Annotated in this window: 24 protein-coding genes, 1 tRNA gene and 8 pseudogenes; 15 read left to right on the forward strand and 18 right to left on the reverse strand. The window is 68.0% G+C overall.

Annotated elements, in window-relative coordinates; all coding sequences use genetic code 11:
* The first annotated feature begins 145 nt into the window (after nucleotides 1-145).
* Both ACZ60T_RS28375 and ACZ60T_RS28380 read left to right on the forward strand, forming a co-directional pair.
* Nucleotides 146-1,315 carry an outer membrane protein assembly factor BamB family protein gene (locus tag ACZ60T_RS28375; protein WP_469668453.1) on the forward strand — a complete coding sequence of 390 codons (1,170 nt, stop codon included), beginning with the start codon at nucleotides 146-148 and terminating at the stop codon, nucleotides 1,313-1,315.
* 206 nt (nucleotides 1,316-1,521) lie between these two features.
* Entirely contained in the window at nucleotides 1,522-1,665 is a 144-nt protein-coding gene (locus tag ACZ60T_RS28380; protein ID WP_469668455.1) for a zinc finger domain-containing protein, read from the forward strand.
* A 179-nt stretch (nucleotides 1,666-1,844) separates the two neighbouring features.
* Here the strand turns inward: ACZ60T_RS28380 and ACZ60T_RS28385 are convergent, their stop codons facing one another.
* The 7 genes and pseudogenes from ACZ60T_RS28385 to ACZ60T_RS28415 form a co-directional block, all read right to left on the reverse strand.
* Complete coding sequence (locus ACZ60T_RS28385; RefSeq protein WP_469668457.1) at nucleotides 1,845-3,248, reverse strand: hypothetical protein; 1,404 nt, start codon at nucleotides 3,246-3,248, stop codon at nucleotides 1,845-1,847.
* 410 nt (nucleotides 3,249-3,658) lie between these two features.
* Nucleotides 3,659-3,844, reverse strand: coding sequence for a hypothetical protein (locus ACZ60T_RS28390; protein ID WP_469668458.1), 186 nt, complete (start codon nucleotides 3,842-3,844; stop codon nucleotides 3,659-3,661).
* Nucleotides 3,845-4,177: 333 nt separating this feature from the next.
* A complete protein-coding gene (locus ACZ60T_RS28395) occupies nucleotides 4,178-5,425 on the reverse strand; it encodes a thymidylate synthase (RefSeq protein WP_469668460.1) in 1,248 nt (415 codons plus the stop codon).
* A gap of 249 nt (nucleotides 5,426-5,674) precedes the next feature.
* The gene (locus tag ACZ60T_RS28400) at nucleotides 5,675-5,971 is read right to left on the reverse strand and encodes a hypothetical protein (RefSeq protein WP_469668461.1); all 297 of its coding nucleotides are present in this window, start codon (nucleotides 5,969-5,971) and stop codon (nucleotides 5,675-5,677) included.
* Nucleotides 5,944-6,051: a hypothetical protein gene (locus ACZ60T_RS28405; RefSeq protein ID WP_469668633.1), complete on the reverse strand. Its 108-nt coding sequence runs from the start codon at nucleotides 6,049-6,051 to the stop codon at nucleotides 5,944-5,946. The genes ACZ60T_RS28400 and ACZ60T_RS28405 overlap by 28 nt, the downstream gene beginning before the upstream one ends.
* Before the next feature lie 15 nt (nucleotides 6,052-6,066).
* Nucleotides 6,067-6,168: pseudogene (locus ACZ60T_RS28410) on the reverse strand (transcriptional regulator); the annotation flags it as partial.
* Nucleotides 6,169-6,238: 70 nt separating this feature from the next.
* A complete protein-coding gene (locus ACZ60T_RS28415; protein WP_469668463.1) occupies nucleotides 6,239-6,598 on the reverse strand; it encodes a winged helix-turn-helix transcriptional regulator in 360 nt (119 codons plus the stop codon).
* Nucleotides 6,599-6,675: 77 nt separating this feature from the next.
* Here ACZ60T_RS28415 and ACZ60T_RS28420 point away from each other — a divergent pair, with 77 nt between their 5' ends.
* Nucleotides 6,676-7,086, forward strand: coding sequence for a RidA family protein (locus tag ACZ60T_RS28420; protein ID WP_469668464.1), 411 nt, complete (start codon nucleotides 6,676-6,678; stop codon nucleotides 7,084-7,086).
* A gap of 51 nt (nucleotides 7,087-7,137) precedes the next feature.
* On the opposite strand, the gene ACZ60T_RS28425 is transcribed toward ACZ60T_RS28420, so the two are convergent.
* Nucleotides 7,138-8,466 carry an aspartate aminotransferase family protein gene (locus tag ACZ60T_RS28425; protein WP_469668635.1) on the reverse strand — a complete coding sequence of 443 codons (1,329 nt, stop codon included), beginning with the start codon at nucleotides 8,464-8,466 and terminating at the stop codon, nucleotides 7,138-7,140.
* Nucleotides 8,467-8,769: 303 nt separating this feature from the next.
* Between ACZ60T_RS28425 and ACZ60T_RS28430 the strand changes: the two genes are divergently transcribed.
* Nucleotides 8,770-11,496, forward strand: a complete 2,727-nt coding sequence (locus ACZ60T_RS28430) for a fibronectin type III domain-containing protein (RefSeq protein ID WP_469668465.1) — start codon at nucleotides 8,770-8,772, stop codon at nucleotides 11,494-11,496.
* A gap of 89 nt (nucleotides 11,497-11,585) precedes the next feature.
* Here the strand turns inward: ACZ60T_RS28430 and ACZ60T_RS28435 are convergent, their stop codons facing one another.
* On the reverse strand, nucleotides 11,586-11,879 hold the full coding sequence (locus ACZ60T_RS28435) for a hypothetical protein (RefSeq protein ID WP_469668466.1): 294 nt from the start codon (nucleotides 11,877-11,879) through the stop codon (nucleotides 11,586-11,588).
* Nucleotides 11,880-11,993: 114 nt separating this feature from the next.
* Between ACZ60T_RS28435 and ACZ60T_RS28440 the strand changes: the two genes are divergently transcribed.
* Nucleotides 11,994-12,467 (forward strand): cupin domain-containing protein, encoded by a 474-nt coding sequence (locus tag ACZ60T_RS28440; protein ID WP_469668467.1) that lies wholly within the window; start codon nucleotides 11,994-11,996, stop codon nucleotides 12,465-12,467.
* A 121-nt stretch (nucleotides 12,468-12,588) separates the two neighbouring features.
* Complete coding sequence (locus ACZ60T_RS28445) at nucleotides 12,589-13,122, forward strand: SDR family NAD(P)-dependent oxidoreductase (RefSeq protein ID WP_469668468.1); 534 nt, start codon at nucleotides 12,589-12,591, stop codon at nucleotides 13,120-13,122.
* A 309-nt stretch (nucleotides 13,123-13,431) separates the two neighbouring features.
* Here ACZ60T_RS28445 and ACZ60T_RS28450 read toward each other — a convergent pair whose 3' ends face one another.
* The gene (locus tag ACZ60T_RS28450; RefSeq protein WP_469668469.1) at nucleotides 13,432-14,508 is read right to left on the reverse strand and encodes an MFS transporter; all 1,077 of its coding nucleotides are present in this window, start codon (nucleotides 14,506-14,508) and stop codon (nucleotides 13,432-13,434) included.
* Entirely contained in the window at nucleotides 14,496-14,924 is a 429-nt protein-coding gene (locus ACZ60T_RS28455) for an MFS transporter (protein ID WP_469668471.1), read from the reverse strand. Before ACZ60T_RS28455 ends, ACZ60T_RS28450 begins: the two co-directional genes overlap by 13 nt.
* A 129-nt stretch (nucleotides 14,925-15,053) precedes the next feature.
* Here ACZ60T_RS28455 and ACZ60T_RS28460 point away from each other — a divergent pair, with 129 nt between their 5' ends.
* A complete protein-coding gene (locus tag ACZ60T_RS28460; RefSeq protein WP_469668472.1) occupies nucleotides 15,054-15,320 on the forward strand; it encodes an Lrp/AsnC ligand binding domain-containing protein in 267 nt (88 codons plus the stop codon).
* Between the two features lie 441 nt (nucleotides 15,321-15,761).
* On the opposite strand, the pseudogene ACZ60T_RS28465 reads toward ACZ60T_RS28460, so the two are convergent.
* Nucleotides 15,762-16,461 (reverse strand): annotated as a pseudogene (locus ACZ60T_RS28465) (IS701 family transposase); the annotation flags it as partial.
* 100 nt (nucleotides 16,462-16,561) lie between these two features.
* Nucleotides 16,562-17,116 (reverse strand): AAA family ATPase, encoded by a 555-nt coding sequence (locus ACZ60T_RS28470; RefSeq protein WP_469668473.1) that lies wholly within the window; start codon nucleotides 17,114-17,116, stop codon nucleotides 16,562-16,564.
* 362 nt (nucleotides 17,117-17,478) lie between these two features.
* Here ACZ60T_RS28470 and ACZ60T_RS28475 point away from each other — a divergent pair, with 362 nt between their 5' ends.
* Nucleotides 17,479-18,024, forward strand: coding sequence for a hypothetical protein (locus tag ACZ60T_RS28475; RefSeq protein ID WP_469668474.1), 546 nt, complete (start codon nucleotides 17,479-17,481; stop codon nucleotides 18,022-18,024).
* 113 nt (nucleotides 18,025-18,137) lie between these two features.
* Here the strand turns inward: ACZ60T_RS28475 and ACZ60T_RS28480 are convergent.
* A pseudogene (locus ACZ60T_RS28480) lies at nucleotides 18,138-18,632 on the reverse strand (GNAT family N-acetyltransferase).
* 158 nt (nucleotides 18,633-18,790) lie between these two features.
* Here ACZ60T_RS28480 and ACZ60T_RS28485 point away from each other — a divergent pair.
* Nucleotides 18,791-18,967, forward strand: a pseudogene (locus ACZ60T_RS28485) (IS5/IS1182 family transposase); the annotation flags it as partial.
* Between the two features lie 130 nt (nucleotides 18,968-19,097).
* A complete protein-coding gene (locus tag ACZ60T_RS28490) occupies nucleotides 19,098-19,823 on the forward strand; it encodes an alpha/beta fold hydrolase (protein WP_469668475.1) in 726 nt (241 codons plus the stop codon).
* 575 nt (nucleotides 19,824-20,398) lie between these two features.
* Here the strand turns inward: ACZ60T_RS28490 and ACZ60T_RS28495 are convergent.
* Nucleotides 20,399-20,917, reverse strand: coding sequence for a hypothetical protein (locus ACZ60T_RS28495; protein WP_469668476.1), 519 nt, complete (start codon nucleotides 20,915-20,917; stop codon nucleotides 20,399-20,401).
* Nucleotides 20,918-21,376: 459 nt separating this feature from the next.
* Here ACZ60T_RS28495 and ACZ60T_RS28500 point away from each other — a divergent pair, with 459 nt between their 5' ends.
* Complete coding sequence (locus ACZ60T_RS28500) at nucleotides 21,377-21,991, forward strand: hypothetical protein (protein WP_469668636.1); 615 nt, start codon at nucleotides 21,377-21,379, stop codon at nucleotides 21,989-21,991.
* Nucleotides 21,992-22,055: 64 nt separating this feature from the next.
* Here the strand turns inward: ACZ60T_RS28500 and ACZ60T_RS28505 are convergent.
* A pseudogene (locus ACZ60T_RS28505) lies at nucleotides 22,056-22,873 on the reverse strand (helix-turn-helix transcriptional regulator).
* On the opposite strand from ACZ60T_RS28505, the pseudogene ACZ60T_RS28510 reads away from it, so the two are divergent.
* Nucleotides 22,822-23,177, forward strand: a pseudogene (locus ACZ60T_RS28510) (ATP-dependent DNA helicase); the annotation flags it as partial. The pseudogenes ACZ60T_RS28505 and ACZ60T_RS28510 sit on opposite strands and share 52 nt — an antisense overlap.
* A gap of 89 nt (nucleotides 23,178-23,266) precedes the next feature.
* On the opposite strand, the gene ACZ60T_RS28515 reads toward ACZ60T_RS28510, so the two are convergent.
* On the reverse strand, nucleotides 23,267-24,382 hold the full coding sequence (locus ACZ60T_RS28515) for a PP2C family protein-serine/threonine phosphatase (protein WP_469668477.1): 1,116 nt from the start codon (nucleotides 24,380-24,382) through the stop codon (nucleotides 23,267-23,269).
* Nucleotides 24,383-24,594: 212 nt separating this feature from the next.
* Here ACZ60T_RS28515 and ACZ60T_RS28520 point away from each other — a divergent pair, with 212 nt between their 5' ends.
* Nucleotides 24,595-24,780, forward strand: a complete 186-nt coding sequence (locus ACZ60T_RS28520; protein WP_469668478.1) for a hypothetical protein — start codon at nucleotides 24,595-24,597, stop codon at nucleotides 24,778-24,780.
* Nucleotides 24,781-25,360: 580 nt separating this feature from the next.
* A pseudogene (locus ACZ60T_RS28525) lies at nucleotides 25,361-25,522 on the forward strand (IS1380 family transposase); the annotation flags it as partial.
* A 9-nt stretch (nucleotides 25,523-25,531) separates the two neighbouring features.
* Here the strand turns inward: ACZ60T_RS28525 and ACZ60T_RS28530 are convergent.
* Nucleotides 25,532-25,654: pseudogene (locus ACZ60T_RS28530) on the reverse strand (IS701 family transposase); the annotation flags it as partial.
* Nucleotides 25,655-25,881: 227 nt separating this feature from the next.
* On the opposite strand from ACZ60T_RS28530, the gene ACZ60T_RS28535 reads away from it, so the two are divergent.
* A tRNA-Pro gene (locus ACZ60T_RS28535) sits at nucleotides 25,882-25,956 on the forward strand.
* Nucleotides 25,957-26,129 lie beyond the last annotated feature (173 nt).

Genomic DNA, 26,129 nt, shown 5'->3' on the forward strand with positions numbered 1-26,129 from the left:
ACCGCCCCCGGCGCCCCACCTCGATGTCGATCACGATGGACGGCCTGGAATCATGAGGCGGTCTACGTGGAGGCCGCCCTGCCCGTCTCGGCGGTCGCGACCGGCACACCCAGCATCAGCATGAGTTGTGGATGGTGGTACTGCGATGGAGAAGACATGGACGGCTCACACGGCGGCCCCGGTGGTCGCCTCGCCGCTGCTGGTGGACGGCGCCTTGATTGTGGCCGATGCGGGCGGCGGCGTGTATTCCTTCGACGCGCGAACCGGTGATGAGCGCTGGCGAAGGGCCGACCCCGTCGAAGACCGGCGGGAGCACGGTGTGCCGTTCTCCCTCACCCCGGCGCTCTGGAAGGGTTGGGTCTTCGTCGAGGCGGCGCGTGGTCTCCATGTGCTCGACGTGTGTTCGGGAGATCTTGTCCGGACGCTCGACGTCGACGGCTGCCCGACCGTTGTCGGAGACCTTCTTCTGGTGCACGCGCTCAACGCCGGGATCAGGGTATTTAGCTTGCCCGCCCTGACGCCGGTCTGGTCGAACGGCTGGAGCGGGTGGATGCGCGTGAGCCCGGCGGTCTCCGAGGAAGGTACCGCCTACGCGGCCCTGGGATTCGAGGAACAGCACACTCACGGCGGGATCCTCGCGTTCGACCCGACGACCGGCGACGAAGTCTTCCAGCGGGGCGACGTCTACGAGGGCTGCCCACTCGGCCAGACCGAGGAGGCCGAGGACTGGCTGACCTTCTCCCCGGTCCACGCGGTCGTCGGAGAAGGGCTGGTGTGGCTGCCACGTGACCGCGGCCATGAGGATGAGGGACACAGTCCGGGGCCTTGGAACACCTTGGAGATCGTCGGCCTGGACCCCCGCACGGGCGACGACCGCTGGTACCACCGACTCGACCCCGCGCTCGAGTCATATGAAGCCGGCGCCGTCGCTGTGGCCGACGGCACCGTCTATTTCGGTGCGGCGCTGTGTGGCCCCCCGACCAGTTCCATGGAATTGGACGCGGACACGGTTCTGCATGCGATCGACATAGCCTCGGGTACGACGCGCTGGACGCGGGTCCTCGAAGGGCTCGCCGCAGCGCCTGAGGCGGACGGCGGAGTGGTGTACACCGCCACGGGCCTGGGGGAGGTCAGTGCGCTCGACGCTGCCACAGGAGCAGTCCTGTGGAATGCCGATGCAGGTGCGAAGACTTCTCATCCGCACGCCTTCGTCGAGGAGCCGTCCGACAGATACGACGAGGGCGGCGTGGCCGTTCTGAAGGGAGACGAGATGCTCTACGTTCGCACCGATACTGGGGTGGTGGCGCTGCGATGACGGACGCGGTGCGCACGTGCTCGACCCCAAGAGGATGGGCGATGCGGACAGGACACGCCGGGGTCGACGTCAAGGCACTGGTGCTGCGGTGACCGGTCTTCAGCAGTACGACTGAGCTGTACGTGTTCCCGGTCGTACGCGCAGACCGCCGACAGCTCCTGAAACGCCCTCATGAAACAGTCCTGGGTCGCGAAGACTTCAAGCGCGTGGAATCGCACGACTGCCCGATGTCCACCTGCGCCGCCCACCTCGCAGGCTCCCCGTGCCGGACCGGCAAGGGCAAGGTGGCCATCCAGTACCACACCACCCGCTTGGGTCTTCTCCCACTGCCCGGGAGGGGCCGTAGCTGACCAGGCCGCTCAGCCCAATACCGTGGCCAGTCCGGCGGTTCCGACATGTGTGAACGTTTGCGGAAGCTGTGGCATGCGGTCAGCAGGCGCCACTCGCCTCGGGCGCCGTCCTCGCCGAGCTCGGCTTGAGCTGGGCGAGGACGGTGGGTCCGCATGGACGGCCCCCAGGGTTGGTTGGCCTACCAGTGTTCGTGGCGGTCGCAGCGCATGTCGTGCTTGTTGTGTTTGCCGTGCTTGTGGTGCTTGATCGTGGTGGGATCGGTGGCGGTGTGGGTGGTGGTGTCGCCGCCCCCGGTGACGGTCGCGGTGTTGATGACCTCGCCTCCGGCCTTGCAGGAGACATCGACCCGCAGCGTGATGGGCGGGTAGCTGCTCCCGGCGGGAAGGGCGTCACTGCGGGTGCAGGTGAGAGTGTCGCGGGTGCAGGTCCAGCCCGTGCCGCTGATGCTGTCGGCCCTGAGCCCCGCGGGGAGGGTATCGGTGACGGTGACGGCGGTGCCGTCGGTTGCGCCAGGTCCGGTGTTGCCGACGCTGATGGTGTAGGTGCCGTCCCGGCCTTGGGTGAACTTTCCGGTGTGGGTCTTGGTGATGGTCAACGACGGGGTGGCCACCGTGTAGGAGATGATCACCTGACCGTTCTGGTTCGCCGTCCCGATCGTCGAGGCCGCATAGGCCGTCCCGGCGCCCGTCGGAGTGGCGAAGCTGCTGCCTCCGCCACCACCGCCCCCACCCGCGCGGCCGAGACCGGTGGGTCCGGGGGTGGCGGCGCCGCCCCCGCCGCCGGCGAAGTATCCTCCGCCGCCGCCTCCCCCGGCCCCGGCGGCTACGCAGTTGCCACCGGTGTTGTTGCCGCCAGTGCCGCCGATGCCGACCGAAGTGCCGATGAAACCGCTTCCTGGGTCACCTGCGGCCGGGGTGCAGCCTCCGGTGGGGGTGGCCGCCGCACCACCGGCGCCGACGGTCGTGGTGCTGGTGCTGCCGCCTTGCCCGCCGGATCCCGGCGAACCACCGCTATCGGATGCTCCGGTGGTGCCGGCGGTGGCGTCCGGTGTGCCGCCGTTGCCGCCGTTGCCCCCCGCGACTGTGCCGGCGAAGGGGGCGCCGCCGTCGGCACCACCGCCGCCGGCGACGACGAGGAGGTCGGTGCCGGTGCTGACGCTGGACGCCCCGCCTCCTCCGGAACCTCTCCGGAACTGGCCCGTGGGATTGCTCGAAGTGCCGCCCGGAGCACCGCCGTTGTAGCCACCGGCGCCGCTTCCGTTGCACCCGGCGCTGCCGGTGCCGCCGACGTTGACGGTGTAGATCGTCGGGGCGCTGGTTGCCGGCAGCGTGGTGACGACGCGTGCCCCCGTCCCCCCGGTCCCGGTGAAGCCGCAGGCGGTGCCGGTGTTGTCGGCGCCGCCTGCGCCGTCCGCGGTGATGGTGACGACCGCGTTCGCAGGGACGGTGAGGGTCTGCGGGGTCCCGGTGAAACCGAAGTTGAACGATGGGTCAGTCCCACGTGCCTGCACCGAGGCGGTGGCCGGTGTGGCCCCCACCTGTGCGGCGGTCGCGGGCGTCAGTCCGGTGCCGGACAGAGCCACGCACAGTCCCGCTACCACCCCTGCCTGCCGCCACTGCTCACGAGCGCCGACGCCCCTGCGGGCTTGGCCTCGTCTCACCCTCACTCCAGAAGGCGGTTGTTGTGGGGCGTGATGTCTGATCACGATGTCTCCTGACTCCCTGGCTTGGGGTGAGGCCTATTTCCGCCGTGCGGCAGTGCGGCAGGCTATAGCCGAGTGGTTACTCACTGTGATTCGATATGGACGATAAGTGATTGAGTGTGGGGTTGTGTGGATGCAGGGTCCGACCTGGTGGCGCGTCATCCAGACCTTGGCCTGAGCTGGACTCGGGCTTCCTCGAATGGTGGACGTCGGTCAGGGTGGTTCAGTTTGGTGCTGGGCCTTGGTGCGCGCGCCGGTGAGGTCGACGGAGCAGTTTTGGGCGGGAGTTGTCAGCCCGCATCGGCTGTCCCCTCCACGTTGGCGAGGCTCGTCACGGTGTGGTCCGCGGCTGGGGACAGTTCGTCGTGTTCCTGGTCGGCGATGGGCGTGATGACGTGCTCGACCGCGGCGGCATGGAGCGACTGAAAGCCGATAACCCGCTTGCGCAGGCCGGAGACGCGGTCGAGGAAGGGCACCACCAGGGTGTCCCGGAACGGAGGTAGTCGAGGTACGTCCGCTGTTCCTCTGCGCCCAGGCAGCCCACGGGCCCAGCCCCAGCGACCGGTGGTCACCGTCGATCGCCCTGACCGCGCTGATGGCGGGCTCGGCGACTGCGGGGGCCACGATGCCGTCCGCACCACGCCAGGCCCGCTCGTGAGCGGACGGGGTGGGCAACTGGGTGACCACATCTGGGCGCAATGCCGGTGACTTTGGATTGCGTTGGGGTGGGTGGGGGTGCCCCGGCCAGGGTGCGCCGGAGGCACCCTGGGGCACCGAGCCCTGACCGGTTTCGCTGTCGGACGCCGTGCTCAGAGCACGCCCACCAGCACGATGACCAGGGCGGGCAGTGTGATGAAGACGGTGCCGAGGTAGACGGCGAGGACCCATCGGTGCTCGGAGGCGACGCGGGCGAGGTTCTCGGCGCAGAACAGTGGCACGGGGCGCAGGAGCGGGATCACGTAGATCGCGACGATCGCGAAGAGGTTGTAGACCAGATGTACGAAGGCCGCCTGTAGGCCGATCTTCGCGTCCGGTCCGACGCCCGCGAACGCGGCGAAGACCACCGTGAACGTCGTACCGAGGTTGGAGCCGACGACGACGGGGTACACCTGCGCCGGAGTCAGGATGCCTGTCCCGGCGAAGGGGACCAGCACGGACGTGGTGATGGTCGACGACTGGGTGACGACGGTGACTCCCATGCCGGACGCCATGGCAAGGTAGGCGTTGCGGCCGACGGCCTTGATCAGGATGTCGCGGGCTCTGCCGACCATGAGCAGTTTGAGTAGCTTTCCCAGGTAGCGGACGGCGACCAGGATCAGCGCGGCGCCGATCACGATGATGAACAGCGGACCGAGTGTGCTGCTGATGTGCGAGGTCGCTTGGATCACTCCGTGCTCTACCGGCCCGGTGGCCGCCCGGATGAAGTTGAAGTGGGACGGGTTCGGCAGCCAGTCCGTGCCGTACAACTCCTGGGTCAGCGTCCCGCTGATGTGTTTCAGCGGATGCCAGATCAGTTCGATCGGGAAGAAGACCAGCAGCGAGAGCCAGTTGTAGAAGTCGTGGACGGTCGATGCGCCCAGGGCCCTGCGGAACTCCGTACGGTGCCTGATGAATGTCAACGCGACCAGGCTCGTGGTCACGGTGGTGCCGACGTTCGCGCCCAGGATGACGGGGATCGCACCCTCGATGGGCAGCGCGCCCGACCCTACGGCGGTGACGGCGATGGCCGTCGTCGTGGTCGAGGACTGGATCAGGACCGTACCGAGAACGCCGACGCTCAGCCCGACCCACGGGTTCGCGGCGAAGGCGAACATGGTGTGCGCCGCGTCGCCGCCCAGCCCCGCGAAGCCGCGGCTGATGATGCTCACGGCACAGATCAGCAGGTAGATCAGCCCTACGACACCGCACCAGCCGAGGACCTTGGTCCATAGGGGGAGCTGGATGGCTCCGGTGTCGTTCTCGGCCGCGGGGGCCGAGCCGCCGGAAGGGGTTCGCCCTGAGACGTCATCCTTCTCATGACTGTTGTCCGGCCCGCTGTCGGAAGTGCCTTCCGCCATAGACCAAGGCTATGAGGTCCTGACGAGGGGCGCGCGTGACCGAGCGCCGTACGTGTGCGACGGACAGCCGGTGCCGTCGGTGACTGTGATCCGATGTCACAACGAACCGGCTTGGTTCGCGCCTGGCAGCCCCAAGGCTGCCAGGAAAGCCGAGGCGAGGTCTTCCGCGAACACCGCCGAACCGGGGAGCGACCGCCGGATGGTTGCTTCCACCCGCACAAACGCAACCCGAAGTCAGCGGCATCGGGTCTAGCCCGCCGCGCTGATGGTGCCCAGCAGTTCGTCGAGGAGCAGTGCCTCGCCCGGAGTGAGGTGTGCGGTGCTGTCACCGAGTGAGGCCCGAAGCGCCGACGCATGCGCCGCCGGTGTCTCACTGGCGTCGGGTGCGGCCGAGGTGTCGGTCACGATCGCGCTCAGGATCGCCTCGCGCGTCCGCGTGGACAGGAGCGTGTCGCCCTCGCGTTCGTCATGCGGGGTTCCGATGAGGGTGATGACGAGGCCGACGCCCGTGGACTGGATCATCCGGACCGCCGTCTCGGCGTCCACCCGGAGACGACGTCCCCGAACTGACGGTAGATCGTCCGCGCCTGCACACCGGCAGTCGTGCTCACCGCGCGCGTGGACACCGCGGCCCGGCCACCGGCCGCCAGGAGGTCGAGGCCGTCGCTGTCCTTGTCGGGGTAGCAGACGACGAGGATGACCTCGTCGATGGGAAGTCTGTCCCGGTGGAGGCGTAGTGGGCCCTGGCCATGCTCCCCGACCGTGAAGGCTGACACCCTTCCGGCCGGGGCGGGGGAAGACTCGGCGGCCTGCTCATTCCCGTGTGTCGAAGGCTTCGCGGGCGCGTGTGACAGCGGGCATGTTCTCCGAGGCCCATGCCAGCAATACGTTGATGGGAGGCCGCAGGGTCTTGCCCAGTGGCGTGATCCGGTACCTGATCGCCACCGGGCGGGTGGAGACGACTTCGCGTTCGATCACGCCGTTTCGCTCCAGTCGCCGAAGTGTCGCGGTCAGCGACTTCTGTGTGACCTGCGGGATGGCTCGGCGCAACTCGTTGAAGCGGCACGGGCGTTCGCACAGTTCGCTGAGAACGCTGAGCGACCACTTGTCGAGGACCTGGTCGAGCAGTTCGCGGTGCACAGGGCCGATGAGGAGTTCGTCCTCGGTATCCACGGGGAAACCTGGTCTCGTTGAAGTGTCCTTCTTCCACTAAGTAGCTTACGGATACCTAGCTCAGAGGGAGAACACCGATGACTGTCCAGCACTTCACGCCGGAAGGCATGCTGCAACCGGCTCCGTATCACCACGTGGCCGTCGGTACCGGCACGACACACGTCCACGTCAGCGGGCAGGTCGCCCGCCAGGCCGACGGGACTCCGGTCGCGCCCGGCGACCTGGCCGGGCAGGTCGCCCAGGCGCTGCGCAACACCTCCGTCGGCCTGGCGGGCGCGGGCGCGTCGTTCGCCGACGTACTGCGCCTGACGTTCTACGTGACCCGATGGAGCCCGGAGAAGATCGGCGACTTCATGGCCGGTGTGGAGGCCGTCGCCGAGGAGATCGGGCTCCAGCTCCCCATGCCTCCGGCCTCCCTCATCGGGGTCGAGTACCTCTTCGAGCCGGATGTGCTCGTAGAGGTCGAGGCAACCGCACTGCTCGGCTGACTCACGCCGTGACTGAGTACCCCCGGTTGGTGAACGGTGCCGACTGGGGGGTCAGAGGGCGGCGCAGGTGTCGCCGATCGCCTGGTCGAGGATCGTCAGGCCGAGAGACAGCTCGTCCTCGGTGGCGGTCAGCGGCGGTGCGATCCGGAACACCCCTCCCATGCCGGGGAGTTGGACGATGTTCATGTGCAGGCCGAGTTCGAGGCAGCGGCGGGTGACCCCTGTGCCCAGCTCGTCCGAGCTCTGCTTGGTCTCGCGGTCGATGACGAGTTCGAGCCCGGCCAGCAGGCCTCGGCCGCGTACGTCGCCGACGACCGCGTGACGTTGGGCGATGTCCATCAGGCCGCCGCGGAGCAACTCTCCGAGCGACCGCGCGCGTTCGTCGAGCCGGTCAGCGATCAGGACGTCGAGGACGGTGTTGCCGACTGCGGCCACCAGCGGGTCGGCGACATGCGTGGTGAAGAACAGGAAACCGCGCTCGTGCGCCTCGTACTCGATCTCGGCGCTGGTGACCACGGCCGCGAGGGGCAGACCGGCACCAAGGGTCTTGGACAGGGTGAGGATGTCGGGGACGACGCCGTCGCACTCGAAGGCGTACCAGGTCCCGGTGCGGCACAGGCCGGTCTGGGCCTCGTCGAGGATCAGCAGCATGCCGCGTTCTCGGCACTTGTCCCGCAGCGCCGCGCAATACCCGGTCGGCGGCTCGATGACGCCGCCGGAGCTGAGAATCGGTTCGACGAGGCACGCGGCCAGGCTTCCGGTCGACTGGGCGTCGATCAGGTCGAAGGCGAAGTCCAACTGGCGCCGCCAGTCCAATGAGCCGTCGGCCGTGGTGAAGTCGGGCCGGTAGGCGTTCGGCACGGGGATGGCGAAGTTGCCGGGGGCACCGGGGCCGTAGCCCTTGCGGCCGGCGCTGTAGGTGGCGGACGCGGCGGCCTGCGTCATGCCGTGCCAGGACCGGGCGAACGAGACGATTTCATGCCTGCCGGTGACGAGCTTGGCCATCCGGATGGCGGCTTCGTTCGACTCGGCTCCCGTCGTCAGCAACAGCACCTTCTCCAGCGGCGCGGGCAAGGTGTCGGCCAGGCGCCGTGCCAGATCCACCACCGGGCGGCTGAGCATGCCGCTGTACAGGTGATCGAGGGTCGCGACCTGCCGCTGGACGGTTTCGACGATCGCCGGGTGCGAATGGCCGAGGATCGCGCTCATCTGGCCCGAGGTGAAGTCGAGGATCTTCCGGCCTTCCGCGGTGAACACGAAACTGCCGGCGGCGCGGTCGATGATCTCGTGGGTGAAACTACCGCCGTAACGGACCAGGTGCCGCTCGGCATCGGCCCAGAAGGCGTCGTCGGGTGACGGGGTGGTGATCGAAGCAGCCATGTCGGTCGGATCAGCCATATCGCGACGTTACGTCGCATTCGCGCGACGCGTCCATCTCAGTCCTGTCATGACAGGCGGCAGGGTTCTCCGCGACAGGTGGCTGGATCCGCCTCCCACTCTCGCCCGTTCCCTGTCCGTCAGGTGGCTACACTCCGGCTGCCCAGGGCACCCCGCGGGGCTGACGGCGGCGTTCTGCGGGGGCTACCTGCAACACAAGGAAAGTGCTACTGCATGCGCGTGTTGAGAACGGCACCAAAGACAAGAAGCAGTCCCCAAGGCATACCTTTAGCGATCCGTCACATCGTGACCGTCGTGATCGCCCTGGCGCTGACCGTGACGGTGGCGGTGGCCGACCCCGCCCTGGCGGACCAATCTCCCGCAGCGACTGCCGACGCGTGCTCCGCAGTCACCACGCCCTTCGCACATGACCCGGCCGACCTGACCGTCAGCATGGGCTGCGCCCGTGACGCGGGCGACCTGCGCCCGCTGGCGGACAGGGACACCGACCTGGTCGTGGAGTTCCACTTCAATGTCCCCGAACGCCGTGACCAAGTACGTGAACTGATCGCCCAGCAGGTCACCGACGGCAACGAGAGCCCGGACCTCGGTGAGTGGCTTGTCAACCGCGCCCAGACCTCCGGCGTGGGCATCTATCCGCCGCAGCCTGGATCGCTGGACTTCGACGGGCATCTGCATGCCGTCGACGACAGCCTCGTCATGGTGATCCCGATGGGCGAGATCAGCAACACGGCGAACTGGTGGCAGAAGTTCATCGCCGCAGGCGTCAGTTGGGCCGTGGGGCTCGCTGTGACAGCCGGCTGCCTGCTCGCCTTCAACGTCGGGGCACCTGCCGCCGCTCCGGTGTGCGGGGCCGTGGGCGGAGGCTTCGGCGCACTCGTCGGCGAGCTGATGAACGCCGCGTTCGACAAGAGGTCGCTCGGTGACGGCGATGTCTGGGCGGAGGCGTTGGCCGTCGCGGTCTGGGCCGCGGTCGCAGGGGCCTTCGGCGGGCAGCTCCTGGAGTGGGCTTCCGCCGGCGGCGGCCAGATGGTCGCGAACCTTCAGCAGACCCTGCGCAACACCGCCGCCCGGCTGGGCAACTGGGGCTCCCCGCTCACCTTCATGAGCGACCGCGTCATCGCCATGTGGCCGAAGGTCATCGAGAACCTGCAACGACTCTCCCGCGGTGTCGGCGGGTCCGACCAGCCGCTCAAGGTCATGGTGGTCGGTGATTCGATGTCACAGGGCTACGAGGGCGACTGGACCTGGCGCTACAGGCTGTGGGAGTGGTTCAAGAACCAGCACATCGACGTCGACTTCGTCGGCCCCTACGTAGGAACCAGGAGTCAGGCGGCTCCCTCCGCCCCCAAGCCTCCTCCGCTTCCGGCGGACGACCAGATGCCCGGCGCGGAGGAACCCGACACCTGGGGTGGCTATGCGACCGACGCCTCCGAGAGCTTTGACACCGATCACTTCGCGGTCTGGGGGCGCCAGGCGGACGAGGACAAGAAGCTGATCCGGGCGATGGTGTCCGAGTACCAGCCGGACATGCTCCTGGTCGGGCTGGGGTTCAACGACCTGGGGTGGTTCGTCAGCGATGCCGAGGGCACGCTGGACAGCATGAAGACGCTGGTCGACGAGGCCCGTGGGGCGAAGCCCGATATCGACTTCGCCCTGGCCAACGTTCCCCAGCGCTCCCTCATCGGCGGCCGGGAGGATCTGCCCGTCAAGACCGCCTCGTACAACGACATGTTGAAGGAGGCCATCCCCACATGGGACTCCCTCACCTCCTCGGTGAAGCTGGTCGACTGGGCGGCTTCCTACGACTGCCACCCCGACTCGTGCCCGGCCGCCTATGACGGACTCCACCCCAACGCCGAAGGGGAGTTCCAGATCGCACGGGCCTACGAACACACACTGAGCCAGCAGTACGGCATCGGATACTTCGTGCCCGACATCCCCGCCACCATCCCGGCACGGCACACGTCCCCCATCTCGGGCCTCCGCGCCGAGACCACGCCGGGCGGGATCAAGGTGACCTGGGACAAGGTCTACGGCGCGCGCGGCTACGACGTCCGCCACCGGCGCGTCGGCACGGACACATGGAGCCAGACACGCGCCCCGGCCTCTCGGTTCGACGAGATCTGGACGGTCGACGGCGAGCAGTGGGAGTACCAGGTCCGCGTCGACGACGGCGACACCGAGTCACCGTGGTCCGCCACGGTCAACGCGGTCGCCCATCCGAAGACCGCTCCGGGACCGGAGATATTCGTCACCCTCCCCACCCCCAAGGGCATCCGTGTGTCCTGGTACGCCGCGAAGGGCCCCTACACAGACACGATCGACCGGTACGAAGTCATCGTGTGGGACAAGGACACCCCGGGAGCGTTCCTCCAAAGCACCGGTGTCCGGGGCGAGTCCGTAGTCGTCGATGACCTGATTCCCGGTCACCACTACTTGGTCGCGGTGTCCACCTGGAACAAGGCAGGCGGCGGCGTCCCCACCGTCGGCAGATCCGTCACCGTCGGCGCCCCTACGCCACCCGCGCCCGAGGACCTGGAGATCCGCAGTGTCGACGCGACCACAGTCGACCTGAACTGGCAGGGGTCACACAACGCGGCCGGTTACCGCGTCTGGGTCCGCAACCTCCTGGACGGCGGCCCGTTCACCTCCGACGAATACGTCACCGACACCACCAGCAGGACGATCGCCTTCCTGTTTCCCGGTTACTGGAATTTCGAGTTCTGTGTCACCGCGATCAACGGGTCGTTGGAATCGGACAAGTCCAACTGTGTGGGACTTCCCGACCGACCCGGCCTCCGCTCCGGCCCCGGCCCCAGCCCCGGCGTCGTCGGCGGCGGCGCGGATACCGGTACCGCAGCGGTCATAGGCGGCGATGAAGCGGTACAGGGCGGCCGGATCCACGGGCTACGGCTTGCCGTCGAGGCCCGAGAAGTCGGTGAGGCCCATTGCCTTCAGGGCATCCCGATCAGTCAGCGCCGGGATCTCCGCTGTCAGGCCTTGCCATAGGAAGAGAGAGCCCGCGCCGGGCACCCCGGCTCTGGTGGCCACCAGAGCCGGGACCGGGAGATTCTGCCTTCCTTGCCGACCCTAGTGCGTCATTCTCGATGGGCCGGGGTGTCCGCAGCCAGGGCGGCCGACGCGGCGTACGTCTCGTCCGTCGGCGCGGCGAGAAGGGCATCCACGCCTTCCTCGAACGTCGGCTCACTGGACATCGGCGATGGGTCAAGGAAGTCGGGTCGATACGCGCCATCGGCCATGAAGACCGTGAGCGCCCCCAGGTCCGGGAGCGAGAGACCACGGCGACGGCGCAGCCACGGGTGGAACAACGGGTGACGCTGCGGTTCCGTCAAGAGCCGGGCAAGACTGACCACTTCGTGGATCGGCGACATCGCCCACCGCACACTCGCGGCACCAGCGCCCAGTCGGTAGCGAATCATCGCCCTATTGTTAGGCCACCGCCGAAGTGAGTGCGAGCGTCGCGGCGAATCCCCGAGACTCGGGCCATGACCGACACAGAGTCGATTGCCGGGTTCTCCAAGGAACCTGAGCGAGCCCAACAGACGCGAACGATCCGGCTGGGCGCGAGTGGATCGACCATCGAAGTCCTCGCGGGTCCGGCGCAGACCAGCGGGACCGTGAGCATCTACCGATGGCGCATGGCGCCGTCCAGCCGGGGACCCGCTCCGCACTTTCACACGACGTTCAGCGAGACCTTCATCGTCGAAGAAGGTGAAGTCGCCTACTTCGACGGGCGGGTCTGGCGAACACTACGGCCCGGCGACACCGCGCACGCTGCGGCGGGTGACATCCACGCGCTCCGGAAGGAGCGCGCGGAACCTGCCACCCTCCTGATGGCACTCTCGCCAGGCGTACCGCGGGAGGAGTACTTCGCGCAGCTCGCCACCGTGAACGAGCGGGAGTTGAGCGGGCTTCACGCAGCACACGACAACCACTTCGTTGACGACTACGGGCGGTGAGCGCACCGACAACGGCGCGCACCCCGCCTCCCTCGACCGGCTTCGGCACCCTCGGTGAGATCGCACTCACCGTCGCCTGAACCACCCCTTCCCCAACAGGACTCCCAGCAAAGGACTCACAGTGCCCAGTATCGCCATCGTCGGAGCAGGCCCCGGTATGGGCCTGGCCATCGCCCGTACCTTCGGCTCCCACGGCTTCGACGTCGCACTCATCGCCCGCAACCGCGACCGGCTCGACGACCTGGTCGGCCGCCTCGTCGCCGAAGGCATCACCGCCGCCGCGTTCCCCGCGGACGTACTCGACCCCGACGCACTCACTCATGCGCTCAAGGACGCCGCAACCCGCTTCGGCGGCATCGACGTTCTGAAGTACTCCCCGGCCAGGAGCCTCGAATCCACGCTGCTCACCGCTCCGTCCGAGACCAACCCGTCCGATGTGCAATGGGCGATGGACTTCCTGCTCTACGGGGCCCTCGCCGCCACCCGGACCGTGCTGCCCGCAATGCGCGAGGCCCGCGCGGGCACCCTGCTCTACACCAACGGCGCCGGCTCGGTCGACCCCACTCCGATGCTCGGCAACCTCAACGCCGCCCAAGCCGCGCTGCGTAACTGGGTGTTCAGCCTGCACAAGGAACTGGCCGACACCGGCGTCTAGGCCGCACACGTCGCCATCGGCGCGTGGATCGGCACGGACGGCCCGCCCGGAGCACCGGCGGCCTCGGCCGAGGACATCGCCCCCCTCTACTGGGACCTGCACACGCGGCACGACGAAGTGGAGCGCGTCTTCACTGTGCGACGCCGTTACCCCGCCCCGCCGTCAGAGAAGACATGCACCGGCGCGGACTGGAGCAGGCGCAGTGCTGTTGCCGACGAGCCGGGCCTTCAGGAGCCGTTCGTCGCGGCGCGGGCGCTCGGTGTTGGGGCGTGCGCGGATACGCGTCAACGGGGCAAGGGCCTGGTGGAGTTACGACTCTCTGGTCCCATGCTGTCGCCTGGCCGTGACATCGGCAGCGCGGGGTTCATCCGGGCTCGTGGGCGACGGGCGTCGCGGGAGCATCATGGCCGTGGTCACCGCAGTGGCGAGGATGAGTGTGGCCGCGAGGCAGAAGGCGTTGCGGGCGCCGGTGAGTACGGCAGCGGCCGGGGCGGCGTCGCTGGGTTCGGCAGCATGCAAGAAGATGCTGCCGAGCAGGGCGACGCCGAGAGTGCCACCGAGTTGCTGCACCGCGTTGAGCAGGCCCGCGGCGGAGCCCGTCTCGTGCGGGCGGACTCGGTGCAGGGCGGTGGTGAAGAACGGTACGGCGTACAGGCCTTGACCGATCCCGGCCACGGCCAGCGCGGGCAGGAGCAGCCAGGGGAAGGAGGCAGGCGGGCTGGTGGCGTACACGGCGGCGGCCGATACGACTCCGGTGAGCAGGGCCAGCAGCCCGACGCCCATGACCCGGGCCCCGTAGCGGGGTACGAGCCAGGCACCGGCGGCCCAGGACGACAGCGCCATCGCCGCGGACCAGGGCAGCAGCGTGAAGCCGGCCGAGAGGACGTCGCGGTGCAGGCCCAGTTGTATGTGCAGCACAGCCACCAGCATCAGGCCACCCACCACCGCGAAGAACAGCACGCTGGACACCAGTGCGGCGGTGAAGCCGCGGTCGACGAACAGGCCCGGCTCGATGAGCGGGCTGTGACCGCCGTGGGCCCGCCGCCGTTGCTGTGCGGCGAAACCCGCCAGTACCGCGCCGCCGGCGGAGAGCATGACCCAGCACCAGCCTGGCCAGCCATATGCACCGCCCTGGATGAGCGGATAGACGAGCAGGCCGCTGCCCAGGGCCGCCAGCGCCGTACCGGTGTGGTCCAGCCGAGGCCGGGGCACGGCACGGTCCTCCCGCAGCAACGGCGTGAGCGCCAACACGGCCGCGCCGAGAGGGACGTTGATGAGGAAGACCGCGCGCCAGGAGGAACCGAGCACATCCGCGTGGGTCAGCGCACCGCCGACCACCGGGCCGGTGACCGCGGCAAGCCCCATGACCGGACCTATGGTGCCCATGCCCGCGCCAGTTCAGGGCCGGTGAACAGGGCACGGATCATGCCGAGGGTCTGCGGGATGATCAGCGCCGCCGCCGCACCCTGTACCGCCCGCAGCGCGATCAGCACCGCCGTCGACGGCGCGAACGCGCAGCCCAGCGAGGCCAGAACGAAGCCGATCATGCCGAGGCGGAACACCCGTCGTCGGCCGACGATGTCACCCAGCCGCCCGCCGGTGATCAGGAAGGCGGCGAACGGCAGGGTGTACGCGGCGCTGAACCACTGGATGCTGGAGGCGGGGCCGCCCAGACCGGCGCGGATCACAGGGGCGGCGACGGTCATGACGGTGGCGTCGAGGAGGTTCATGGCTTCGGCGACCAGCAGCACGGCGAGTGCGGCCCAGCGTCGCCGTGGAGGCTGGGTGGTGGAGTACGACATGCACCCGAGAGTGCGTGCCGCCGTCGAGCCACCTCCACTCTGGGCGGCTGAAATGCTGACGGCCAACTCTTCTTCGACGTCGAACTCGACTCCACCCTGCTGGGCATCACCACACAGGCGCTCCTGTGGATGTCCGTCGCCCCCGCCCACCTCGACCGGGTCGCCCGTACCCTGGCCCGGCACCCTGAGTTGGCCTACGTGGCCGCCGTCACCGGCCCCCACAACCTCACCGCCCATGCCCTGTGCCAAGACCCGGCGGCGCTGCACCGCTACCTCACCGAACGCCTGGGCACCTTGAAGGCGATCCGCACCCTGGAGACCGCGCCCGTGCTGAGCACGCTCAAGATGGCCGGACCACTCCCGACCACCGGCAAGCCACCCACGCGCCGCCGCTAGCTCCGCAACGAGCAGTGGCCATACGTGTTCCTACCGCGCCCGTAGCGAGTTCGGCCACCAGTCGCGAACGCGCGCTGCCCCATACGACGGGCAGCGCCGCAACCTCCACTACCGCTACGACCAGCATGACCGTCTCGCCCGTACTGCCCGGCGTTCGACCACCGGGTATGCCCCCCGGGGGCGTCCGTCAGCCTGAACGGCGTTGATCGAAGTCAACCGACTGACCAAGCGCTACGGGGACGTCCTGGCGGTCAGCAACATGAGTTCCGGCGCGCCCGCGCCCACGTCACCGAGCGCACCCCGCAGACCGCACAATGCCCCTGCCCGGTGCCGTCGCAGCGGGGGAGTGGGGGGCGGTGTCAGCGAGGGACCGGCATGGGGTAGCGGTCTCCCAGACCTCGGCTGCAGTCGGTCGCGACGACCAGGACCAGCACGCCCTCAAAGCTTCTGCCAGGCCCGCTTCGGGGGCCTCTCGACCAGGGTGTCGGCGCGGATTTTGCCCGCGCGGGTGGTGATCTGGTGGTCGCGGGCGACAGCGAGGACGTAGCCGAGTTGCCGGTGCTCCAGCGCGGCCCGCAGGTGCGGGTTGCTCCTGTAGACCTCGTCGCCTGCCACCCAGGACACCAATACGCCGGCGTCCAGGGCGCGACCGACCATACGAGCGGCGAGTGCGGGTTTCGTGGCGAAGCGCACGGTCTCGGGTATCCCGGCGGCTTGGCAGCGGGCCGTGTCCTGGGCCCAAGAGCGCGGAACATACAGTTCCCGGTCGATCGCCGCGTGGCCGCGCGGGGTGGAGTAGGCGAGACAGACGGCGACCTGGCTGTTCTCGATGCGTCCGGCGGTGCCGGTGTACTGGCGCCGGACCCCGACCGTGGCGGTGCCCTTCTTGAGATCGCCGGTCTCATCGACGACCAGCACCGCCTCGTCGTCCTGCAGATGCTCGATGACGAAGCCGCGCAGATCGTCGCGGACCGCATCGGCATCCCACCTGGCCCTGGACAGCAAATGCTGCAAGCCGTCCGGGGTCGCGTTCCCGGCATGCTCGGTTCTTGCGCGGCAGGTCCGACAACAGGCCAAGAACGAACTCCCGTGCCCGGCGCCGTGGTTCCACGCGTGCGAACCGTGGCGCGATGCGGCCCATCAGGGACTCGAGCATGTCCTGCCAACGAGCTGGATCTACGCTGTGACCTGCGGCCACCGACTGATCTTCTGTCTTCACACACGGACCAGCCCATCAACGATCATGATCTGCGAGCGAAATGAGGTCGAGCCCAACCGGTGGCGGCCACTACCTCCCGCGCGATGTCAACGACGAGCCGTCCGTCCGTCGCCACTCGCTCGGTCTCCGCGGGGGCCCGCTGGTCCAGGAGCCGTGCCTTGCGGACACTTCCTTCCAGCTCCTGCTCGAACTCTGAGCCGAGTTCTCGTCTCACCAGCCGCTCGCGGGCAGTGGCATCGGAGGCGGTGAGCAGGACCCGTACGATCCCCACTCCGGCCCCCAAGGCACGCTCGAACATGCCTGTCGCCTCCGGCAGTACACTCATGGTGTTCGTATAGATCAGGCGCCGGTAGCCGCGCTGGGCAAAGTTCGCCCACACGGCAGTCAGATTGATCTCGGTGATCTCCGCGCGGTGAGGGTCGCCCTCTGGAGCCGGATGCACCTGCCCCATGAAGTCACCATCGATGATGGCGTGAGCGACCGCCTCGGAGCGCAGTAACGCCGAAACCTCCCAACCCACCGTCGTCTTGCCGACACCAGCTCGTCCTCCGATGAGCAGTACTTCTGCGTGATCCATGGGAGCAGCGTGCCAGCGGGCGACCACCTCACGCGATCCGATATCGATCCGGTCGTCCGATCCCAGCCCTGCCCGCAAGATCACGACCTACGGCTGGAGTACTAGAGTTCTCTTCGACGAGACAGTTGTCGGGGGCCGGGGCCGGGGCCGGGGCCGAACGGGCTGGGTGCCGCACCCCGCGCCGAGGCTCGCAACACTCCCGGTCCGCCGCCCTCTTCTCGTTTCCGTCACCGGCGATCAACGACCTGAACTCGCGCTGCCTCGCATTCCTCCACGTACCCGTACGCGAGGACGACGTTCTGTGGCGATGCCAGTGATACTGGCGTGACCGGATGCAAGAAGTGACCCGCTGGGGGGCGTAGATGGGGAACTTTCAGGTACATCGAGGAATCCCGTTCGCAGACTGGAAGAACCCGGCAACCGCTGCCAAGGTCTACGCGAGGTGCAGTACTCCCCGCGGTGAGGTGACCCTGATCCGGGAACGCGGCCCACGGACCCGCCCGGAGGACCACGCCGATGCGGTGGAGAGCTGGACGGTGTCACTGCGGGATGGAGAAGCCACGCTCAAGGTCCATCGGCTCGTGGCGGACCCGCTGTTGTTGCGGTGGCGGATCCGGCAGGGGTTCGAGGGCGAGGTGGACGGGGAAGCGCTCCGTTTCACCGGCAGGTCCGCGCTGCGGCGCTCCCGCCGATCGGTCATGTACGAAGGGCCCACGATCGATGTCCGGATCGTGCCGCGCGCGTTCAGCCTCCGTCTTGTCGAGCGGGGAGAGGAGATCGGATTCCGCTCATTCAGCAATCAGTGGGAGTTGCTGGACCCTACGGATCAACCCGTGCTGGCCGTCTGCCTCTTCGAGTGGGCCGGGTTGGCGGACGTGCTCAGAACACCCGTGCTCCGGGACTTGTGACGAGGCGGCCCACGCTTCGTCATTCAGCACCCCAGAATGCCTCACCCCGACCGGTTCGTCAGCAGGTTGGAAACGACTCAGTGGTTGGTGATGGGCATCTCGTGACCACGAGCCTACGCAAGTTCCTTCCGCATCAAGGTGCACATCGTTTCGTGGCGGCGCAATGATCCATCAGGGGCTTGCTCGTCCCACGAATCCGGGTCGACGGCCATACGCGACATAACCCAGCCTTTCGTACAGCGCCCGTGCCCGGGGGTTGCTCTCCTCCACACCGAGCGTGGCCTGCCGCAGACCGCGGTTCCTGATCGGCAGTTCTGCGGCTTTGACAAGGAACATGCCGATCCCGCAGGACTGCAATGCGGGGTGGACTGCCAGTTGCCACAGAGTGACGACCCCCTTCTTGACCTGATAGTCGACGCCACCCTTCGCCACAGGGACGTCTGTTACAGGGCAGGCAGACCGCAAGGTAGTCGACCTCGCCGACCCGGACGCGTTCCAACTGCTTGGCGACGCCGACCAGATGGTTGATCAGACTCTGCCCACCTGCACGACGCCAGGTCCGCGTGTACCAAATCACGGGATGGCAACTTCAATACGACGTCGATCATCTTCGGTACCTCTGGCGAGTCAGCCTTCATGCCGATCACATCGATCACACAGGGTGCAAACCCCTTTCCACTAACCACACTTCCGCTTCCCGGGCCACCATCGTCCATGAGATCGAACGGAGGCCACCACGAATGGGCGGCAGTTGAATGATCTCGCCGTGACCGGCGTGATCACGGCGCCCGAGCCGCCAAGGACAGCCCCGTTCACCGGTCTGAGCCTGCGCCAGTTCGGCAAATCGGTCACCGCGCTACGGCGCGAGGGCGCGGACCCGGTTCGCAACGGAAGGCCGTGGAGCCTGCCGCTGCCGGACCGGCTCCCGCTGATCACCGCTTACGGCGTTGTCAGCTATTGAAGATCAGGGCCAGAATCGTGTGGCTGAAAACCCGAGTTGCTGGCTGGGGATGGTGTTTCGGCTGCTGGTGAACGCCAATCTCCGGCACGACCTGTCCGTATAACCTCCGGACATGGTTGATCAACGCTCGGTCGACGTTGGCGAGGTACGGCTGGCCTATCAGATGTCGGGTCCTCCGGGTGCTCCGCCGCTCGTCCTGTTGCACGCGCTGGGCGAGGATGCCACCGACTGGGAGGCGGTTGTGCCCGCCCTCGCCGAGAGCCGAAGGGTGTATGCCCTCGATCTTCGCGGTCACGGCCGAAGCTACTGGCCGGGGGACTACTCACTCAAACTCATGCAGGCCGATGTGCTCCGGTTCCTGGACGAACTGGGACTTGGGCCAGTGGATCTGATCGGGCACTCCATGGGCGGGATCGTGGCCTACTTGCTCGCGGAGGACCATCCGCAGCGGGTGAGTCGGCTCGTCCTTGAGGATGTGCCGGTCCCTCGTCCCCGGGAGTCAAGCACCCAGGCTAGGCCGGACGGCGCCCTGTCCTTCGACTGGGAGATGGTGCTGGCCGTCAGGCGGCAGATCGACCAGCCTGATCCCAGGTGGCTGGAGCGACTCGGCCAGATCACCGCCGAGACCCTCGTGCTTGCCGGCGGCCCACACAGTCATGTTCCCCAGGCCGGTGTCGCCGAGCTCGCCCGCCGCATCCCTGGCGGGCGAGTGGCCACCATCCCGGTTGGACACCTGATCCACCACGCAGCGCCGGAGGCGTTCACAGAGGCGGTTTCGGCGTTCCTGGGGGAAAGTTCCGTCCTGCCCGCCAAGCATGGGCGCGGTCACAGGCCGTGACGTGCGACGGCTGCACGGGTTCTTCGAGTGTGACCAAGAAGTGGGCCCGTGCGGCTTTGTCCCATCTTGCCTTCACAGGCGTCTCGCGTGCACATCTCGGCGGTTTGGTCGAGGAGTTGGCCAGGCCGTGGTAGGCCCGGCGGGAATCGGCATTGCATCAGCGGCGGGGAGGAAAGCGTCACCGTGCCGCTGGGGCTGGCCGCAAGCACGAACTGGTGTTCACTGACCGAGTGCTGGTCGCGCTGGTCCACCTGCGCACTCAGCTCCGCATGCCGCGCTCGCCGAGTTGTACGGAGTCGGCCGCTCCGCCGTCACCGATGCCATCGGCGCGATCCGCCCGCTGCTTCGCCGGCCTGGTCTCCGACCGAGCCGCCCAGCGGCCCACCCGCCGCAAACCGAGCACCGAACTCGTACCCGTCAGTCCGATGACCTGTTAAATCACCCACCAGCTGAACTCCCAGGCCATCACGCCTCAACATCAATAGCCGACGTCGTCGTTACTGGCTGACGAACCTGGCGCCGCGCCACCCCCACCGCTTGGGGTATCCAAGTCGGCTGCGGACCGGATCGTCGACTCAGTACGGGCCACCGCGGAAGAGAACGCTGTGGTGGTGGCGTGGACGGTCACCGCGCTCGTGGGCTGCGTCGGAACGGTCCGCAGGGGCCGAGAGCCAGGAGAGGACCCGGAGAGCTGTCAGACGGGCCAGCACCTCGTCACGGTGCTCAGCAGCCTTCATCCAGGCCGGCAGCCGGGCGAACATGCCCATGGTCGTGGAAGTACGACGCTCGCGCAGCCGCGCGCCCACGTAAGCGGCGAGGGCGTCGATGTGCTCCTCGTTGTAGGCCCACAGAATCTGTCCGGCACAGCGGGTCTGAAGCCACAACGGCCGCCGGAAGAAGGGATCTTCTGTGCCGCCGGGCACCGCACCGACCAGGCCGGTACCCCGCTCCTCGGCCGTCCAGTCGGCGACCGCGCCGCAGTTGTCGCAGGCGAGGCGGCGGGGCTGGAAGAGCAGAGAGCTGGAGTACTCCGGCGCCGTGAGGCCGGGCAGAGGCGCAACGAGCGCGCGACCACCACACGTTGGACAGACCACGAGAACCCGGCCGGTGAACCGGACGAGCCACGTGCCGTAGTCGCGGTGGCGGACCGGGCTCGGGCGTGCGGGCTCAGAACAGGAAGTCCCGCTACTCCTCCGGCAGTTGCGCGCCCGTCTGAGCCTCGAGTCCGGCAAGCTCCCCCGGGGTGAGCGGGTCCTCCACGATCCACCTGTGTCTCCATGCCCCGAACACCTCGCTGCGCCGGAAGCCCCGCACCCGCCGCCTCGACCCACTGACGTGTGCTCACCCACCACTGATCAGTTATGCGTGACCCGTACAAGCAGCTACCGACACGCGGTCCCGACGGGCTCAGGAACCGCTCGAAGCCGCAGGCCTCCAGGGCCTGTTGTTTGTTGCGAAAGCCGAACACGGGGCGGCTGGGCCTGGTACCGACGTTGCCGCCGGTGACCGCCGCCCATGGAGGCGGCGCGATCGCGATCGGTACGGTGACTCCCATGGGGTTGGACATCACGGTGATGATCGCAGACTGGTCCTGGCTGGGGGAGGTTCCGCCCCGGGAGCGGCTGCCGCGGCTGAGGAACGCCTGGTATGCCGACGAGACGGGGTTGTGGGATTTCGACGCACCGGCGGTCGAGGGCGACTGGGAGTGGCCACGGGGACCCAACAACGCCTTCTTCGCCGTATACGAGTTCCGGCGCACCTGTGGCTCGTTCAAGCCGCACTTCTGGGCGGGGCAGCGGTGGGAATCCGTCCGCGACCATGTTGATCCTCTGATGCGGGCCGAGTTGGACACGTTGTTGCTCGGGTTGATCTGGATCGGGCTGGACGGTGAGGCGGAGCACACGGATCCGGGCTTCTTCAGCGACGACCCCAGTGGCTATGGGTTGCTGCTCGCCCGGTCACCAGACAGTGTGCGGGAACTGGCCGCGACCTGGGAGCGGGTACGGCCTCGCCTTGGCGGGATGCAAGGAGCCTTCGCCGAGCATGCCGCCGCTCCCGAAGGTTGTGTCGGCAACTTCGGCGCATTCACAGACCTGTTGGCGGAGTGGGGCCACGTCCTCACCGAAGCCGCCCGACGGGGCTGGGGCGTCGTGGGGCTGAGCGAGTAGAGCAAGGCCGTTCCCCTCGAAACCGGGTGGCTCGGTGAGGATCCAGGGCCAGAGCGGCGATCCCTCAGTTGCCGGACGTACGGTCGTCGAAGTAGATCACCAGAGTCTGATCGGGCTGTTCAGCCAGGTGAAACGCGGTGTACGCGTAATCAGTCACCCCGAATCCCGGGCGTCGTAGCCGTTTTCGCCCGCCACGCCGGGCCCGCACGTCGTACCGCGGCCACCAAGCTCGCACTTCCGGGCATCCCGTAGTCAGCTCGTCGATGAGCCCCTTGTACCGCGTTGCCCGGGTGGCGCCCGGCCAGTGCCCGCAGGCGGGCGGGCAGGCCCTGCGCCTCCGACTCCCAGTCGACCAGCACGTCTTGGGCCGCGGGTTCGAGGGACACTCAGCGGGCGAAGTTCGCTGCTGCGGCGAGGTCGGGGGAACAACTCCTCGGCTGCCCGGTTGCAGCTGAGCACGTCGTAATTGCCGCCGATGAGGTACGCGCACTGCGGCTGGAGCAGGTGAGGGACGGCCGCCATCTCGGCTGAGAGCGGCGTGGGTTCTTCATTGGCGGCCGCAGGTGTGTGACCAGAGAGCCGAAAGAGGTGACTGCGCTCATGCCGGTCGAGTCGCAGCACCGAGGCGAGGGCGTCGAGCACCTGGTCCGAGGCGCGGTTGTCCCGGCCTTGCTCAAGGTACGTGTACCAGGTGGCGCTGATCCCGGCGAGCAGAGCGAGTTCCTCCCGGCGTAGTCCCGGCGTACGGCGCCGACCTGTATGCGACAGGCCGACGTCCTCGGGGATGATTCGCGCCCTGCGGCTGCGCAGGAAAACGCCCAGCTCACGACATTGGTCGGGCTCTTTCGAAAGGGGCCCCGGCGGACAGCGCCGGTGAGGCATACGAAAGAGAAATCGTCGCCGAGCGACTGACCAAGGAAATCGGCCGACTGGAAGGCGCCGAAAAGGGACTGATCTTCGGGCGCATCGACTGGACGGATGGCACGGCCTTGCGCATCGGGCGGATCGGACTGCGATACGGAGGAGGATGACCTGCCTGTGCTCGTGGACTGGCGCGCGAACGCGGCGCGGCCCTTCTACGAGGCGACACCGGTCCACCCGACGGACCTGCGACGGCGCAGGCACCTTGCGCATCGAGGAGCGCCCGGTCATCTCGGTGAGCGACGAACCGCTGGACGAGACCGCCCAGGTGTCCTGGTGGTGGGCCCGAACTTCTTCTTGATCGTCGGATTCGACGTTGAGCAGACACTCCCGCTCGATGCGCGAACCGCCGGATCACAATGGCACGATGACGAGGGCGGTGTCGTCCCTGATGCCTCCCGGCGGGAACAGGTCGGCCAGCAGGGCATCGGCGAGGGTGTCGGCATCGGCTGTGCGGTGGCAGGCGAGGGAGTGGGCGAGCCGGGCCAGCCCGGTGTCGATGTCCTCGCGTCGGCGTTCGACCAGACCGTCGGTGTACAGGACGAGGAACCCGCCCTCGGTGAAGGACATGGTGGCCTGCGGCCAGGGGCCGTGTTCGAGGCGGGCGCCGAGTGGTGGGTTGGTGGCCCGGTCCAGGAACTCCACGGTGCCGTCGCTTCGCAGCAAGGCTGGTGGCGGGTGGCCGGCGCTGCTGTAGGTGATGTCGTGGGTGTTCCAGTCGACGAACGCGTTGACCACCGTAGTGTTCTCGGCGCCGAGGACAGAGTGGGCGTACAGCTCCAGGACCTCCAAGGTTCGGGCGGGACCGTCGGCGGCGCGGGAGACGGCGCTGAGGGCGCTGCGCAGTTGCCCCATGACACTGGCCGCGGACAGTCCGTGACCGACCACGTCACCGACGGCGATCCCGAGGCGGTCGCTCGGCAGATCGACCAAGTCGTACCAGTCGCCGCCCACCTCCAGCATGTCGACGGCGGGCCGGTAGCGCACTGCCGCGGGGTGGCGTCCGGCCGGGTGCGGGACGGGCAGCATCGCATCCTGGAGGCTCAACGCGACGACGCGGGCCTGGATGAGTTCGGTGACCTCCTCCACCCGGTGAAGCAGCAGCGCAACCCTCCCGTCCGCGCCCAGGACGGGAATGTTGATCATGCTCCAGTAGCGCGCGTCCACCACCCCGTGCGGCACGGTGCCCGTCGGCTCGAACCCCTGCAACTCCATGGCCTCAGGCTTGCCGGTCTCCGCGACCCGGTGCAGTGACGCCTCGATGTTGCGCACGGCAGCCGCGTTGGGGTGGTCCGGCCACTCAGCGTAGTCGTCGGGCATGTAGTGGCCGATCACGTGCTCGCGGCTGCGACCGAATGCGCGCAGCCATTCCTCGTTGACATCAGCGAAGAACAGCTGCGTGGTCAGGAGGGCCACCGCCCCGGGAAGGGCGTGGAACACCGCCTCATAGTTGATCCCCGGCTCCCTCATGACTGTCCCGCCTCGACGTAGCAGTACCTCCCTCCTCACACGATGTCGCCTTTGCGTGACACGCGCCTCTGGAGTCGCGCCTCGACGGTCCCGTCGCGGCATTGGGAGGCGGTTTGGGCGGTGCTGAGAGATGTCACTGGCTTACCACTGGGCGTAAACCCCGTCACCAGCGGCCCAGCCCGCTGTTCTACGGGGTCAAGGCGCTGATAGCGATGCTGCTTGCCTGGACCCTCGCGGGGCCGACGGCTCCTGCCGGACGCGCCTACGTCGCGGTTGCCACAGCCCTGCTCATGGTCGACGCGCACACGGTGTGCCGCTCGGTCGCGACCGCGGGAGCCATCACGGTCATCGCGCTGCTCACGGTCCTGGTGGGCTCCCGCCGTACCGCCGACGGGTGACCTGGTCTCGCCTGTGTTCCAGACGCTGGGCGGCGGGGCCGTCGGCATCGCGGTCAACGCCCTGGTGCTGCCCTTGCTGCACGTGGACGAGTCCGACTCCCACGCGGTCGGGGGCTTGCTGCACGACATGGGCGTCGGCCTGGCCCAGGGGGAATTGCGCTCGAGGGCCCACGTCTGGCTGCACCGGAGGCGCCAACTCGACAAGCACCTGGCGTTCGCCCAGGAACAGATGAGCCATGCCGACGAGAGTCTGCGCTGGAACGCACGCTGCGTCACGCGCAGCCGGCGCGGCGACGTGACGTACGGGGAACTGTTCGGGGGCGCGCGCTGCCCGAAGTCATCCGGAGACGAAGTCATGAACCGTGGTCCTGCTCAGCGGAGTCGCGAGGTTCGCCACCATGGAGCCGATGCGCGCGAGCGGCCTGTGAGTGGAGTGGCTCTCCGCGAGAGACGTCCCTTTGGGAACCTCCCGGACTGCTCTGCGGAGTTACCACCCCGTACGGGCAGGACGGGTCTCCGTTGGTCACCGCGACGACGGAGGTCCGCGGGCGAAGACGGTGCGGCGTACGTTTCCCCAAGGCCGGTCGCCTCCGATCCGACGGTGTCCCAGCTGATCAACACCCTTGCCGCTTCGGGCGAGAAGGCGCTGACCGCGATCCGCACCGCGCGTTCCGAAGTCTGCGAACAAGCCTGGGAGTTGGCTGGCGGCCAGGCTCCGGATGCCGACGGGCAGGTGATCGTCTACACCGTGCAGGTACTCGACGACGTACTCGCCGACGTCATCACGGACGGCGTCGGCATCCCAGGAGGCCCGGCACAGCAGATGCTGCATGCCGTGCGGACTTGCTTCCCTGGCCCACTCCGCGATCGTCCACAGCGACCCGCTGATCGTGCTCACAGGTGAAGCTCGGGTTGCGCGAACGCCTGAAGGGCCGCGAACAGCGCCGCTCCCTGCGCCTGCCCGAGGACCATCCAGTCGTCAGGCAAGTCACGAAGGCCCCCTGGCAGTTCACGCAGCGCGGGTTCGGCGAGTGGCCGCGGAGCTACGGCATTGGTTGCCTCTGTCCGTCAGCGCAGATGAGGACTATGATCACCAGCAAGGCGGGGTCGTAGCACAGAGGTAGTGCGCCGCGACGGCATCTCGGAGGACGTCGGTTCGAATCCGACCGCCCCGCCCCTCATTCGAGCGACGCCTGCTGACCGAGACGCAGTCAGTGACAGACAGCGTGCCCGATCCGGTGACAGCTACCGCGCCTCATGGTCACAAGGCCTCGGGAGCCAAAGTACCTACAGGCACGCGCAGTCTGTGGCGTAGAGCAACAAGAAGAAGGCAACCATGGCGGGTTGAA

This window comes from Streptomyces sp. NPDC104371 (genome assembly GCF_055583785.1).